Annotated in this window: 9 protein-coding genes; 5 read left to right on the top strand and 4 right to left on the bottom strand. The window is 59.3% G+C overall.

The features are described 5' to 3' along the window. Nucleotides 1–137: 137 nt before the first annotated feature. Entirely contained in the window at nucleotides 138–2846 is a 2709-nt protein-coding gene (mgtA, locus tag EDF73_RS16305) for a magnesium-translocating P-type ATPase (RefSeq protein ID WP_132730141.1), read from the bottom strand. A 382-nt stretch (nucleotides 2847–3228) separates the two neighbouring features. On the opposite strand from mgtA, the gene treR reads away from it, so the two are divergent. From treR to treC, 3 genes are all read left to right on the top strand, one after another. After that, nucleotides 3229–4176 carry a trehalose operon repressor TreR gene (gene treR / locus EDF73_RS16315; RefSeq protein WP_132730142.1) on the top strand — a complete coding sequence of 316 codons (948 nt, stop codon included), beginning with the start codon at nucleotides 3229–3231 and terminating at the stop codon, nucleotides 4174–4176. A 129-nt stretch (nucleotides 4177–4305) separates the two neighbouring features. Continuing rightward, nucleotides 4306–5724: a PTS trehalose transporter subunit IIBC gene (gene treB, locus EDF73_RS16320; protein ID WP_132730143.1), complete on the top strand. Its 1419-nt coding sequence runs from the start codon at nucleotides 4306–4308 to the stop codon at nucleotides 5722–5724. Nucleotides 5725–5777: 53 nt separating this feature from the next. Beyond that, complete coding sequence (treC, locus tag EDF73_RS16325; protein WP_132730144.1) at nucleotides 5778–7433, top strand: alpha,alpha-phosphotrehalase; 1656 nt, start codon at nucleotides 5778–5780, stop codon at nucleotides 7431–7433. Between the two features lie 34 nt (nucleotides 7434–7467). Here treC and celB read toward each other — a convergent pair whose 3' ends face one another. The 3 genes from celB to EDF73_RS16340 all read right to left on the bottom strand — a co-directional run bounded on the left by celB (nucleotide 7468) and on the right by EDF73_RS16340 (nucleotide 10542). Further along, nucleotides 7468–8820, bottom strand: coding sequence for a PTS cellobiose transporter subunit IIC (celB, locus tag EDF73_RS16330; protein ID WP_132730145.1), 1353 nt, complete (start codon nucleotides 8818–8820; stop codon nucleotides 7468–7470). Between the two features lie 25 nt (nucleotides 8821–8845). Continuing rightward, on the bottom strand, nucleotides 8846–10153 hold the full coding sequence (locus EDF73_RS16335) for a 6-phospho-beta-glucosidase (protein ID WP_132730146.1): 1308 nt from the start codon (nucleotides 10151–10153) through the stop codon (nucleotides 8846–8848). An 80-nt stretch (nucleotides 10154–10233) separates the two neighbouring features. Continuing rightward, nucleotides 10234–10542: a PTS sugar transporter subunit IIB gene (locus tag EDF73_RS16340; protein WP_132730147.1), complete on the bottom strand. Its 309-nt coding sequence runs from the start codon at nucleotides 10540–10542 to the stop codon at nucleotides 10234–10236. Nucleotides 10543–10802: 260 nt separating this feature from the next. Between EDF73_RS16340 and EDF73_RS16345 the strand changes: the two genes are divergently transcribed. Continuing rightward, nucleotides 10803–11546, top strand: coding sequence for a MurR/RpiR family transcriptional regulator (locus EDF73_RS16345; RefSeq protein ID WP_132730148.1), 744 nt, complete (start codon nucleotides 10803–10805; stop codon nucleotides 11544–11546). 369 nt (nucleotides 11547–11915) lie between these two features. After that, the gene (nrdD, locus tag EDF73_RS16350) at nucleotides 11916–14051 is read left to right on the top strand and encodes an anaerobic ribonucleoside-triphosphate reductase (RefSeq protein WP_132730149.1); all 2136 of its coding nucleotides are present in this window, start codon (nucleotides 11916–11918) and stop codon (nucleotides 14049–14051) included. Nucleotides 14052–14159: the final 108 nt, after the last annotated feature.

The following is a 14159-nucleotide window of genomic DNA, read 5'->3' on the forward strand; positions in this document are numbered from 1 at the left end:
AAAACATTGGGTTAACATGCGCGCAAAAGAGCGTCAAGAGAATGGGATGACGGGGTTCACAACTTTCTGAGATTTAAGAGAAATGCCAGAATAGCCTCTCTCCTGGCGGCGGAGAGAGGCGGCGGGGAAAATTGCGCTTACTGCCAGCCGTAACGGCGGCTATAGAAGCCTTTCACCATCTGGGTCAGCGTCATGTAGCCCGCCAGAATGGCAATCAGCCACGGGAAGTAGCTCAGCGGCAGGGCCTGCAGCTGCAGATAGCCGGCCAGCGGCGAGAACGGCAGCGCGATGCCGACGATCATCACCACCAGCGTCATGGCGAACAGCGGCCACGCGGCGCGGCTCTGGACGAACGGAATACGTCGCGTACGGATCATATGCACAATCAGCGTTTGCGACAGCAGCCCTTCGATAAACCAGCCCGACTGGAACAGCGTCTGCGCTTCCGGGACGTTGGCGTGGAAGACCCACCACATCAGACAGAAGGTCAGGATATCGAAAATCGAGCTTATCGGGCCAAAGAAGACCATAAAGCGCCCCAGCTCGGCGGGGTTCCAGCGCTGCGGTTTGCGAATCTGCTCATCATCGACGTTATCAAACGGAATCGCCACCTGGGAGACATCGTACAGCAGGTTCTGGATCAGTAAGTGCAGCGGCAGCATCGGCAGGAACGGCAGGAATGCGCTCGCCACCAGCACGCTGAAAACATTACCGAAGTTCGAACTGGCGGTCATTTTGATGTACTTCAGCATGTTGGCAAAGGTGCGGCGCCCTTCGATCACCCCCTCTTCCAGCACCATCAGGCTTTTTTCCAGCAGAATGATATCCGCCGCTTCACGGGCGATATCCACCGCGCCATCGACGGAAATACCGATATCCGCCGCGCGCAGCGCCGGGGCGTCGTTGATGCCATCGCCCATGAAACCCACCACATGCCCTTCGCGTTTGAGCAGCGTAACGATACGCTCTTTATGCAATGGCGCGAGACGGGCAAACAGGGTGGTACGTTTAGCCAGCGCCGCCAGCTCGTCATCGCTCAGGGTTTCAATCTGGCTGCCGGTCACCACCTCGCCGGCATCCAGCCCCACCTCATGGCACACCTTCGCCGCCACCAGCTCGCTATCGCCGGTAAGAATTTTGACGTTAATTCCGCTGGCCTTCAGCGCTTTCAGCGCCGGGGCGGTGGTCTCTTTCGGCGGATCGAGGAAGGCGATGTAGCCTTCCAGAATCAGGTCCGACTCATCGGCCCGCTGATAATCCCCTTCGCGAGCGGGCAGATAGCGGGTCGCTACCGCCACGACGCGCAGCCCCTGGCGGTTGAGCGTATCGGTCACCCGGCGGATACGGCGCAGCATGGTGTCGTCCAGCGGCACGATTTCGCCGTTGTAGTTCACCTGAGTCGAGACGTTAAGGATCTCCTGCAGCGCCCCTTTGCAGATCAGCTGATGAACGCCTTCCAGCTCGCTCACCACCACCGACATCCGGCGGCGTTCAAAATCGAACGGGATCTCATCCACTTTCTGCCAGCGCTCGGCAAGCTGGCGGGCGGCATCCAGCTCGACCCCTTCCAGCACCGCGGTATCCAGCAGGTTTTTCAACCCGGTCTGATAGTGGCTGTTCAGCCATGCGGCGTGCAGCACGCGTTCGCTGACCTTGCCGGAGACGTCGGTATGGTTTTCCAGCACGATTTTATCCTGGGTCAGGGTACCGGTTTTATCGGTGCACAGGATGTCCATCGCGCCAAAGTTCTGGATCGCATCGAGGTGTTTCACAATCACTTTCTGTTTCGACAGCTTCACCGCCCCGCGCGCCAGGGTGGAAGTGACGATCATCGGCAGCATTTCCGGCGTCAGCCCGACCGCCACCGACAGCGCAAACAGCGCCGCTTCCCACCAGTCGCCTTTGGTGTAGCCGTTAATCAGCAGCACCACCGGCGCCATCACCAGCATAAAGCGAATCAGCAGCATACTGACGCGGCTGATGCCTTTCTGGAAGGCGTTAGGTTCGCTCTCCTGCTCGCTGACCCGCCCGGCCAGCTGACCAAACCAGGTGTTGCCGCCGGTCGCAAAGACCATCGCCTGCGCCGTACCGCTCACCACGTTGGTGCCCATAAAGCACAGGGTATCGCACTCAAGCGGGTTGCTTTGCTGCGGGTCGCGGCTGCGGGCCACTTTTTCCACCGGCAGCGATTCGCCGGTCAGCGACGCCTGCGCCACGAACAGATCCCGCGCCTGGAGGATGCGCAGGTCCGCCGGGATCATATCCCCGGCCGACAGCTTGACGATATCGCCCGGCACCAGCCGATCGATCGGCAGCTCGCACCAGCGGCTTTCCCCCTGCTCATTGACCACCCGCAGCACCGTCGCGGTGTTGCTGACCATCGCCTTCAGGGCATCCGCCGCCTTGGTTGAGCGAGCTTCCTGAATAAAGTTGAGCAGCGTGGAGATCCCGACCATCAGCGCAATCACGCCCGCGGCGAACAGATCTTCCGTCGAATAGGAGACGATGCCCAGCACCGTCAGCAGCAGATTGAACGGGTTGCGATAGCAGGTCCACAGATGAACCCACCACGGCGCCGGCTTCTGCGCCGGAATTTGGTTATCGCCGTGCTCGGCGATTTTCTGCGCGACTTCGCCCTCGTTGAGCCCTTCCGGGTGGCTGGCGAAGGCGCGCCAGATTTCATTGTCGTCCATCGCCGCGACGTCCAGGCAGCGTTTGCCTAGCGAGTCCGGGATCGGCGCGCTGGTCAGATTACGCGCATCAGGTAATGGATCGCGCTGAACCAGTCGGCGCGGCAAGTGGCGGCTAAGCTGCGCGAACAGCTGCCGGGTCATATTTTTCAGCATAAACAGTCCCTCCGCGCTCGCACGGGCGAACGCAGCACAACGGACAGGCACGATAAAACCATACCCGTCAGGTATTATTTTTTTATGGCAGGGACATCAAGGACGTCACTGCTTTACGCTTCCGGTAAAGCAGTGCTAAGCAGGCTTACCGGAAAAAGGGGTAACTCCATCGCGGATGAGGAGTGGGATCGGGGTCCATAAAATCTCCGGTAAGTGAGTAAAAAAAACGGCGCTGAGTATACCGCGCACGGCGGACAACTCGTAGCCACTTTCGCAATGATAACCCCGCGTAACTAAACCAGACGTAAACCAGACTTTGCTCATTGCGATTGGGTTGAGTAGCATTAGGCTCACTAAAACTGGATAGCGACGAGAACCCTGCATGCAAAACCGGCTGACCATCAAAGATATCGCGCGCTTAAGCGGCGTCGGGAAATCGACGGTGTCACGAGTGCTCAACAATGAAAGCGGTGTTAACGAGCGCACCCGTGAACGGGTAGAAGCGGTGATGCTGCAATACGGTTTCTCGCCCTCCCGCTCCGCGCGCGCCATGCGCGGCCAGAGCGACAAAGTGGTGGCCATCATCGTCACCCGTCTCGATTCGCTGTCGGAAAACCTCGCCGTGCAGACCATGCTGCCGGCGTTTTACGAGCAGGGTTACGATCCGATTATGATGGAAAGCCAGTTCTCCCCGGCGCTGGTTGCCGAGCATCTGGGGATCCTCGCCCGCCGCAATATCGACGGCGTGGTGCTGTTTGGCTTTACCGGCATTAGCGAAGAGATGCTGACGCCGTGGCGGGAAACGCTGGTGCTGCTGGCCCGCGACGCGCCGGGCGTCGCCTCCGTCTGTTACGACGACGACGGCGCGGTGAAAATGTTGATGCAGCGTCTCTACGAGCGCGGGCACCGCCATATCAGCTTCCTCGGGGTGCCGCACAGCGACGTCACCACCGGGCAACGCCGCCATCAGGCCTATCTCGATTTCTGTACGCAGTACCAGCTCACCCCTACCGCCGCCCTGCCGGGGCTGGCCATGAAGCAGGGTTATGAAAATGTCGCCAGCGTCCTGACTCCCGACACCAGCGCGCTGCTTTGCGCCACCGATACCCTCGCCCTCGGCGCCAGCAAATATTTACAAGAGCAGCGTATCGATAGCCTGCAGCTTGCCAGCGTCGGCAGTACGCCGCTGATGAAGTTTCTCCATCCGGAGATCATCACCGTCGATCCCGGCTATGGCGAGGCCGGACGCCAGGCGGCACAACAGCTGATCGCCCAGATCGCCGGCCAGGCGGATCCCCGTCAGATAGTGATTCCCGCCGCGCTTATTTAAGCCCGCCCGCGGGATTTATGTGATCGTTGCTGCGTTTCGGGAACGTTCCCATTTTGCAAATGAAGCGAACCGGTTAGGATTCGTCTCAGGTCATTACGCAATCTCTTCCCTCTGTTTTGAGGCCTTACAATGAGTAAAGTAAATCAGCAGGACATCGATAAATTGATCGAACTGGTGGGCGGGCGCGACAACATCGCCACCGTCAGCCACTGTATTACCCGTCTGCGCTTTGTGCTGAACAATCCGGCCATCGCCAAACCAAAAGAAATTGAACAACTGCGCATGGTGAAAGGCTGCTTTACCAACGCCGGGCAGTTCCAGGTGGTGATCGGCACCGAGGTCGGCGATTACTACAAAGCCCTGCTGGCCACGACCGGCAAGTCCTCGGCGGATAAAGAGCAGGCCAAGAAGGCCGCGCGGCAGAACATGAAGTGGCACGAGCAGCTGATCTCGCACTTTGCCGAGATCTTCTTCCCGCTGCTGCCGGCGCTGATCAGCGGCGGCCTGATCCTCGGCTTCCGTAACGTGATCGGCGACCTGCCGATGAGCAACGGGCAGACGCTGGCGCAAATGCACCCGTCGCTGAAAAGCATTTATGACTTCCTGTGGCTGATTGGCGAAGCCATCTTCTTCTATCTGCCGGTCGGGATCTGCTGGTCGGCGGTGAAGAAAATGGGCGGCACGCCAATCCTCGGCATCGTGCTCGGCATCACCCTGGTCTCTCCGCAGCTGATGAACGCCTATCTGCTGGGTCAGCAGCTGCCGGAAGTGTGGAACTTCGGCCTGTTCACCATCGCGAAGGTCGGCTATCAGGCGCAGGTGATCCCGGCGCTGCTGGCGGGCCTGGCGCTCGGCTTTATCGAAACGCGTCTGAAACGTATCGTCCCTGACTACCTCTACCTGGTGGTGGTGCCGGTCTGCTCCCTGATTCTGGCGGTGTTCCTCGCCCACGCCTTCATCGGCCCGTTTGGCCGCATGATTGGCGACGGCGTCGCCTTCGCGGTACGCCACCTGATGACCGGCAGCTTCGCGCCGGTTGGCGCCGCGCTGTTCGGCTTCCTGTATGCGCCGCTGGTGATTACCGGGGTCCATCAGACCACGCTGGCTATCGATATGCAGATGATTCAGAGCATGGGCGGCACCCCGGTGTGGCCGTTGATTGCCCTGTCTAACATCGCTCAGGCCTCCGCGGTGGTCGGCATTATTATCGCCAGCCGTAAACAGAATGAGCGTGAAATCTCGGTACCGGCCGCCATCTCCGCCTACCTCGGCGTGACCGAACCGGCGATGTACGGGATCAACCTGAAGTACCGCTTCCCGATGCTCTGCGCGATGGTCGGCTCCGGTCTTGCCGGCCTGCTGTGCGGCCTGAATGGCGTCATGGCGAACGGTATCGGCGTCGGCGGCCTGCCGGGCATCCTCTCCATCCAGCCGACTTACTGGCAGGTCTATGGCTTGGCGATGGCCATCGCGGTAGTGGTGCCGATTGTTCTCACCACCTTCGTCTACCAGCGTAAATTCCGTCAGGGCACCTTACAGATTGTCTGATTTTTTTCTTCCGGGGCGCGATGGCGCCCCCTTCGTTGTAGCAGGAAAGCGATATGAATACCCTTCCCCTCTGGTGGCAAAACGGCGTTATTTACCAAATTTATCCGAAGAGTTTCCAGGACACGACCGGCAGCGGTACCGGCGATCTGCGCGGGGTAACCTCGCGCCTCGACTATCTGCAAAAACTCGGGGTGGATGCCCTCTGGCTGACGCCGTTCTACGTCTCGCCGCAGGTTGATAACGGCTACGACGTGGCGAACTATACCGCCATCGATCCCGCCTACGGTACGCTGGATGATTTCGACGAGCTGGTCGCCGGGGCGAAAGCCCGCGGGATCCGCATCGTGCTGGATATGGTTTTCAACCATACCTCTACCGCCCACGCCTGGTTTCGCGAGTCGTTAAATAGCGCGAGTCCGTACCGCCAGTTTTATATCTGGCGTGACGGCGAGCCCACCACGCCGCCCAATAACTGGCGCTCGAAGTTTGGCGGCAACGCCTGGCAGTGGCACGCCGGGAGCGGGCAGTACTACCTGCACCTGTTCGCCGCGGAACAGGCGGATCTCAACTGGGAAAATCCGACGGTCCGCGCCGAACTGAAAAAGGTCTGCGAATTCTGGGCCGATCGCGGCGTCGACGGCCTGCGCCTCGATGTGGTCAATCTGATTTCTAAAGACCAGGCGTTCCCGTCGGACCCGCAGGGCGATGGCCGCCGTTTTTATACCGACGGCCCGCGGGTCCACGAGTTCCTGCAGGAGATGAGCCGCGATGTCTTTACGCCGCGCAACCTGATGACGGTAGGCGAGATGTCCTCGACCTCGCTGGAACATTGCCAGCAGTACGCGGCGCTGGACGGCCGCGAGCTGTCGATGACCTTTAACTTCCACCACCTGAAGGTGGATTATCCCGGCGGCGAAAAGTGGACTCTGGCGCGCCCGGACTACGTGGCACTGAAAGCGTTGTTCAGCCACTGGCAGCAGGGGATGCACAACCGGGCGTGGAACGCGCTGTTCTGGTGTAACCACGATCAGCCGCGTATCGTTTCGCGCTTCGGCGACGAGGGCGAATATCGCGTACCGGCGGCCAAAATGCTGGCGATGGTGCTGCACGGTATGCAGGGCACCCCTTATATCTATCAGGGGGAAGAGATTGGCATGACCAACCCGCACTTCTCGCGCATCAGCGATTATCGCGACGTCGAAAGCCACAATATGTTTATTGAACGTTCGGCGCAGGGCCAGGCGCCCGATGAGCTGCTGGCGATCCTTGCCAGTAAATCACGTGATAACAGCCGGACGCCGATGCAGTGGGACTGCCGCGAACAAGGGGGGTTCACCGAGGGCGAACCGTGGATTGCGCTGTGCGATAACTACCGGACGATCAACGTCGACGCGGCGCTGGCGGACCCGGATTCGGTCTTCTACGTCTATCAGCAGCTGATTACGCTACGCAAAACGACGCCGGTGTTGACCTGGGGCGACTACCGGGACCTGCTGCCGGAACACCCGTCTCTGTGGTGCTACCGCCGTCAATGGCAGGGGAAGACGCTGATCGTCGCCGCCAACCTGAGCCGCGAGTTCCAGACCTGGCAACCGGACGAGATGGACGGCGAGTGGCGGGTGCTGATGAGCAACTACGCGGAGGCGGCAAACCGTCCGGCGGCCACCACGTTGCGTCCGTTCGAAGCGGTGTGGTGGCTGCAGGAGTAAAACCGTTCCCCCGCTCGCGCTACGCTGAGCGGGGTTACGCTCTGTCGGCGGAGGACAGGGCGGCGCTGGCTTCCTGCTGCGTCGACGCATGCTCCTCTTTCGCTTTCAGCCGGTCCCACGCGCGGAAGAACGGGTAATAGACCAGCAGCGAGATGCCCAGGTTAACCACCTGCAGGATGGTCCCGGAAAGATGTCCGCCGGTGGCCAGATAGCCGCTGACGAAAATCGGGGTGGTAAACGGCAGCGCAATCCCCGCCGGCGGCGCCACCAGCCCGGTGGCCATCGCGGTATAGGAGACAATCACCAGCAATACCGGGGTCAGAATAAACGGCAGGAAGAACCAGGGGTTCATCACCAGCGGGATCCCAAACACCATCGGTTCGCTGATATTGAACAGCGCCCCCGGCGCGGCAATTTTGCCCAGCTGCTTCATCTGCTGGCTGCGACTGCGGAACAGCATAAAGATCACCAGCCCGAGCAGCGCTCCGGTACCGCCGGGAGCAATCCACAGGTCGTAAAACTGCTGAGTGATGATGTGCGGAATCGGCTGACCGTTCTGAAACGCCGTCAGGTTTTCCGACATATTCGCCAGCCACACCGGCTGGATAAATACCAGCACGATGGCATCGCCGTGCAGACCCAGGGTCCACAGAATCCCGATCAGGATAACCGAGACGATCATCCCCGGCAGCGTACCGCCGACATGATGCATCGGAATACCGATAATCGTGGCGATCATGCTGTTAATATCGCCGAACGGCGAGGCTTCCACGATCAGACGCAGCGCCAGCACCACCGCCAGCACGCAGAAGCCGGGGATCAGCGCGAGGAATGATTTCGCCACCGCCGGCGGCACGCCGTCCGGCATGCGGATCACCAGGTTGCGCCCGGCGACAAAGCGGTAAATCTCGGTGGAGAGCAGCGAAATGACGATAGCGACAAACAGCCCCTGGCTGCCAACCAGGCCAACCGGAATCACCCCTTTAACCACCTCCGCCGCGCCGTGTACCGGGGTAAACAGCGTGTGCTGCGGGATGGTCATCACAAAGGCCACCAGCGACATCGCCCCGGCGGTGAGCGGGTCCAGGGTACGGTATTTCTCCGCCAGCCGGTAAGCGATGCCGAAGCTTGAGATCAGCGCCATGATGTCGTAGGTCGCCTTCACCGGATAGAGAATTTTATCGCGCCAGACGTCGCCAAACAGGCTGCTCATCATGTCGGCGTAGCCGGGGATGGGCAGATAGGCGAAAATCAGGAAAAACGAACCAATCAACATAAACGGCATATTCAGAATAATGCCGTCACGCACGGACAGGACATGTTTTTGCCCGGCGATTTTCAGCGCCGCCGGCATGACGTAGCGTTCAATGAAAGTAGTGTTCGACATGTGCGATCCCCGAAGGAAAAAACGGTCAGTTAAATTGCGTCAGCCATTGACGGTTGATGGTTAACACTTCATCCAGCAGCGCCTGGGCATCGGTGACATTCCCCACCAGCGGGTTGGTCACCAGCGCCAGCAGCGCGCTGTCGCGACAGCCGTGTACCGCCGCCTCAATGGTCAGTCGTTCAAAGGCTTTTACCTGCTGCGTCAGGCCATTCATCGCCGGAGGCAATGGGCCAAACGTCAGCGGACGGGCGCCCTGCGCGTCAATAATGCTGTTGGTCTCCACCACCGCATCGTCGTCCAGGCCATGGATCGCCCCGTTATTACGGGTGTTCACCACCATCTCCTTGCCGAGATTGTTGTGGATGGCATTAATCAGTTCCACCGCGACTTCAGAGTAGTACGCGCCGCCGCGGAAGCTGAGCTGCTCCGGTTTCTCATCCAGATGCGGATCGGCGTACAGCGCGAACAGCTCCTGTTCGACCTTCATCACCTGCTCGGCGCGGGTGCCTTTGTTTTTCGCCGCGGCGATCTCTTCCGCCAGCATCGCCGGCGTCAGCCAGAAATAGCGGTGATACGGGCAAGGAATCGCCTTCAGCGCCCGCAGAAATTCCGCCGGCCACGGCAGCTCCTTGATGTTGTTCATCGACAGCGCCTGGCCATCGCACAGCATATCGATCACCTGGCGGGTCACATCCTGGCGCCCCTGCATCACCCGGTGCACCCAGACCATATGGTTGAGTCCGGCAAAGCGCAGTTTGACCTCTTCCTCTTTTGCCCCCAGCATGCCAACAATCATGTGCTGCATATTAATCGGTACGTTGCACAGGCCAATAATCTTCGCCTTGCTGTAGCGGCTCACCGCTTCGGTCACTATCCCGGCCGGGTTGGTGAAGTTGAGAATAAAGGCCTCCGGCGCCAGCGCCTCCACCTTCCGCGCCACCTCAAGGATCACCGGGATCGTCCGCAGCGCTTTGGCAAACCCGCCGACGCCGGTGGTCTCCTGGCCCAGCAGGTTGTACTTCAGCCCCAGACGTTCATCCGCGGCGCGCGCCGCCAGCTGTCCAACGCGCAGCTGGGTCAATACAAAGCTGGCGCCGCGAATCGCCTCATCAAGCGCAAAGTGGACGCTGACGACGACGTGTTCCAGCCCCTGGCGTTTAAGCATCCGCCGCGTCAATGCGGCGATAATCTCCACCTTTTCACGGCCTGATTCCACGTCAACCAGCGCCAGCTCCGTGACCGGAAGCTGCTCATAACGAACGATAATTCCTTCAATCAGCTCCGGCGTGTAACTACTCCCGCCGCCAATAACGGCGATTTTCAGCGTGTGCATAGAGACCTCTTTTCGGCATGCAAAGAGCCGCACGCAACCCGCATGATTGCGCGTAATGGTTCAGGTTTTAGAGAGAAAAATCAGTGATTCAGCAGCGCGAGCGCCTTATCAAGCACGGCGGCGCCGCGCATCATCCCGTAGTCGGCCATATCAATCACCGCCACCGCTTTACCGTGCGGGGCGGCCAGCGCGCTCAGGCGTCCGGCTTCATATTTCACCTGCGGCCCCAGCAGGATCACATCCGCATTGGCCAGCTCACGCTCAAACTCCGCCACCGCCACCGCGTAAATATCGAGCGACAGCGCGCGCTGCTGCGCTTCCGCTTTCATCTTGCTGACCAGCATGCTGGTCGACATCCCCGCGGCACAACACAGAACGATTCGTTGCATAACCTTTCCTCTTTTGGCTTCGTGATCTGGCCCATGAGGGCATACACGAATATATTGTTAAGATTGTGTGAAAGTGAAGGCTATATGAAAATAATTTTCACCGATGTGATCGAAGCGTAATTTTTCATCATTATTACCTCCCCTCTCCGGGGAATAAAGCGGTCAGTCATAGGAAATAGCCGGCGCTGATGCTATAAATAGCCCTCATCGGTAAGTGAAAAATATTTTCATGCCATGTTCTGCAGAAAGGAACAGTCAGGATGGATATCGTAGGTCAGTTGCAGGAAGGGTTCGTTCGTTTTAGCGCCCAGGAGTCGCGGGTCGCCGCGTTTATCCTCGAAAACTTAAGCTTTACCGCCAGCGCCTCCATCGACGAGCTGGCCGCCAGCGCCGGCGTCAGCCCGGCGACCATCACCCGCTTTGCCCGCTCCGTCGGCTGCGAGGATATTCGCGATTTGCGCAAGCAGCTGGCGCAGGCCAGCGAACGCCGCGCCAGCTGGCTCAACCCCGGCAGCGACGCCCTGCCCGCCGCCTGGCGGGATAAGCTGAGCTATCTTGGCGATACGCTCACGCGTCAGTTGACGCATACTTCAGAAGCGGCGCTCGACAAGCTCAGGTCCCGTCTGCGCAGCGCCCGCGCCGTCCACTGCTTCGCCCTTGGCGCGCAGGATACCGCCCTGGCCACCTTGTTACAGCATCAGCTCCTGCCCTCCGGCATTGCCATTAATCTGTGTCAGGACGCGGCGTTGATGCGGATGACCGCCAGCACCCTCACCGACGATCACCTCCTGCTGGTACTGGTGACCGCCGGAGCCGACACGATTTTACAAAGCGCCACGCTACAGGCGCGGACGCAGGGCGTCACCATCCTCGCCCTGACGCCGGAAAATCATACGCTGGCGAATATGGCCGCCGACATTATTCCCCTGCCGGAAAACCCGCAGCTGGCCCGCTACGCCCTGCTGCTGCTGGTCGATCTGCTCAATGACACCCTGATGGCCTGAAAGCGCGTCACGCCGGGTCTGGCTGTTCGCCATCCAGGCCCGTTTTTTGCTTATTTTATAAGCAGATAAATTTACATTCGCCCGCACGCCCCACCATCCGTACTCTCCTGTTTTTACTTTGTTCTGCATCAATAAAATCGCAAACATCTTTGATGCAAATCACTACATATAGAACTTAAAATGCACCCCGGCCCCACATATTGTATTAATCGTCTATTATGTCAGCACATCCCATCCTTACCAGGCGGTGGCGGGATGTGGATAAAAAGGGCCGGAACCGAAGGTAAACGGCGGCAGAGATAGCCCCCCGCGACTCCGGTGCCCCTTCCGCCTCTGTGGATAACCTGTTCTATAAAGTATGGAGTGACTATGACACCGCATGTGATGAAACGAGATGGCTGTAAAGTGCCGTTCAAATCTGAGCGCATTAAAGAAGCAATTCTGCGTGCAGCTAAAGCAGCGGGAGTCGATGACGCAGACTATTGCGCCACCGTCGCGGACATCGTCAGCCAGCAAATGCAGGACCGTAGCCAGGTGGATATCAACGAGATTCAGACCGCCGTTGAGAACCAGCTGATGTCCGGCCCGTGGAAACAGCTGGCCCGCGCCTATATCGAATATCGCCACGATCGCGATATCGAGCGTGAAAAACGCGGCCGCCTGAACCAGGAAATTCGCGGCCTGGTTGAGCAAACCAACGCCTCCCTGCTCAACGAAAACGCCAACAAAGACAGCAAAGTGATCCCGACCCAGCGCGACCTGCTGGCGGGTATCGTCGCCAAACACTATGCCCGTCAGCATCTGCTGCCGCGCGATGTCGTCCTTGCCCACGAGCGTGGGGAGATTCACTACCACGATCTCGACTATTCGCCGTTCTTCCCGATGTTCAACTGCATGCTGATCGACCTCAAAGGCATGCTGACCCACGGCTTTAAAATGGGTAACGCCGAGATTGAACCGCCGAAGTCCATCTCTACCGCCACGGCGGTGACCGCGCAAATCATCGCCCAGGTCGCCAGCCATATTTATGGCGGCACCACCATCAATCGTATTGATGAGGTGCTGGCGCCGTTTGTCAGCGCCAGCTTTGCAAAACATCGCCAAACCGCCGAAGAGTGGCAGATCCCCGATGCCGAAGGCTATGCCCGTTCCCGGACCGAGAAAGAGTGCTACGACGCCTTCCAGTCGCTGGAATACGAAGTGAATACCCTGCATACCGCCAACGGCCAGACGCCGTTCGTCACCTTTGGCTTTGGCCTCGGCACCAGTTGGGAATCACGCCTGATTCAGCAGTCCATTTTACGTAATCGCATCGCCGGGCTGGGGAAAAACCGTAAAACGGCGGTGTTCCCGAAACTGGTGTTCGCGATTCGCGACGGTCTGAACCACAAAGCGGGCGATGCCAACTACGACATTAAACAGCTGGCGCTGGAGTGCGCGAGCAAGCGCATGTACCCGGACATTCTGAACTACGACCAGGTGGTGAAGGTCACCGGTTCGTTCAAAACGCCCATGGGCTGCCGCAGCTTCCTCGGCGTGTACGAAGAAAACGGCGAGCAGATCCACGACGGCCGCAACAACATCGGGGTGATCAGCCTGAACCTGCCGCGCATCGCGCTGGAAGCCAAAGGCGACGAAGCCGCCTTCTGGAAGCTGCTCGACAGCCGCCTGGATCTGGCTTACAAAGCGCTGATGACGCGGATTGCCCGTCTCGAAGGGGTGAAAGCGCGCGTCGCGCCAATCCTGTATATGGAAGGCGCCTGCGGCGTGCGGCTGAAAGCCGACGACAATGTGGCGGATATCTTTAAAAACGGTCGCGCCTCGATCTCGCTGGGCTATATCGGCATCCATGAAACCATCAACGCGCTTTCCGGCAACCAGCACATGTACGACAGCGACGCGCTGCGAGCCAAAGGCATCGCCATCGTCCAGCGTCTGCGCGACGCGGTAGAGCAGTGGAAGGAAGAGACCGGCTACGGCTTTAGCCTCTACAGTACGCCGAGCGAAAACCTGTGCGACCGTTTCTGCCGTCTCGACACCGCCGAGTTTGGCGTGGTTGATGGCGTCACCGATAAGGGCTACTACACCAACAGCTTCCACCTGGACGTCGAGAAAAAGGTCAACCCGTACGACAAGATTGACTTCGAAGCGCCCTACCCGCCGCTGGCGAACGGAGGCTTTATTTGCTATGGCGAATACCCCAACATCCAGCACAACCTGAAAGCGCTGGAAGACGTCTGGGATTACAGCTATCAGCACGTGCCCTATTACGGCACCAACACGCCGATCGACGAGTGCTATGAATGTGGTTTTACCGGCGAGTTCGCATGCACCAGCAAAGGCTTTACCTGCCCGAAATGCGGCAACCACGATGCCTCCCGCGTGTCGGTCACCCGTCGGGTCTGCGGTTATCTCGGCAGCCCGGACGCCCGCCCGTTCAACGCCGGCAAGCAGGAAGAAGTTAAACGCCGCGTGAAGCATTTGGGTAACGGGCAGATCGGTTAATTTCGACACTATTATTGCCCGGCAATGCGACGCTTTTCGCAAAGCTATTGGCGCCAGGACAAGGCGGCAAGCCAGCGAATCCCGGGTCACTTACATAAGTCAGTGACC

The organism is Klebsiella sp. BIGb0138, from assembly GCF_004342285.1.
Classification (GTDB): domain Bacteria; phylum Pseudomonadota; class Gammaproteobacteria; order Enterobacterales; family Enterobacteriaceae; genus Klebsiella.